Origin of the sequence: Colwellia sp. TT2012 (assembly GCF_001440345.1) — a bacterium.
GTDB lineage: Bacteria > Pseudomonadota > Gammaproteobacteria > Enterobacterales > Alteromonadaceae > Colwellia.
Window position 1 is genome coordinate 1 of the sequence record NZ_LJYX01000109.1, and the last position, 860, is coordinate 860.

The following is an 860-nucleotide window of genomic DNA, read 5'->3' on the forward strand; positions in this document are numbered from 1 at the left end:
TGTCATTACCCTTGTTTCAAGTGGACTCAGGCAGATGCGCCAGCTGGAACGCCCGGAAGCGAAAAAGTGTGAGCATCAGACTCCGTAGAAGGTCACCGCAGATGGCCGATATGGCTTACTGGCAAGCGAAAAAAGGCGCAACTATTCCGATGCGGGGGGGCATAGTCTAACGCCGTAAACGCCTACCCTATGCCGAATCGGCATGGGTTTTTTTAAATAAAACCGTCAGTTTGGTCCGTCCGAATGCGACATTTTGTCAGGCATACATGCCGTGAACCGGCCATTTCAGGCCCGCTCAGGGATTTTCGGTTTTTTTGCCAGGCGGGAAAAACTCTTGAAAATTCCTACGCATACCGTCGAAAAACACGTCTGGCCGAGGGCAAACTTTCTCGATAGATGGTCGCGCCGTAACACCGCGAAACGGTTGTGATGAAGCAGAAAGGAAATTTGCAGCTACATGCGGCATAAGTGCCGTGTGATGACTCACAAGCCCGTCGCAAGCCCGTCAGGCCATAACGGCCTGCGGACTTGCGTCGCAGCTTTTCTCCCGACCTGGCCCTTGCGCAGGTACTCCCTGTACCCGTAGGTCGCGCCGATCCCTTGATCAGAGCAACCCGGCCCCCTGGTCATGCATCGCCGTCAGGCGGCGGTGCAAACAGAAACAGACAGTTGGCCTGTTCCCCTGTTGGGCAGGCCCACAGACGGGCCTAGTACCAATTCGGATCTTTCTTGAGTTGCTCCATCAGCAACTTCTGCATGCCTTCATCGGGCTTGCCGATGAAACGATAGTCCGCATGCCGTGTTGGCGACTTGTCCGCCAGAAGCCCGGCAGGGACTTCGACCAACATCGCGTAGGCATC

1 protein-coding gene is annotated in these 860 nt (G+C 55.5%); it reads right to left on the reverse strand.

Annotated features, from left to right (window positions below; translation table 11 throughout):
- Window positions 1-707: 707 nt before the first annotated feature.
- The gene (locus ASU03_RS22155) at window positions 708-848 is read right to left on the reverse strand and encodes an Ivy family c-type lysozyme inhibitor (RefSeq protein WP_442855155.1); all 141 of its coding nucleotides are present in this window, start codon (window positions 846-848) and stop codon (window positions 708-710) included.
- Between the last annotated feature and the right edge of the window lie 12 nt (window positions 849-860).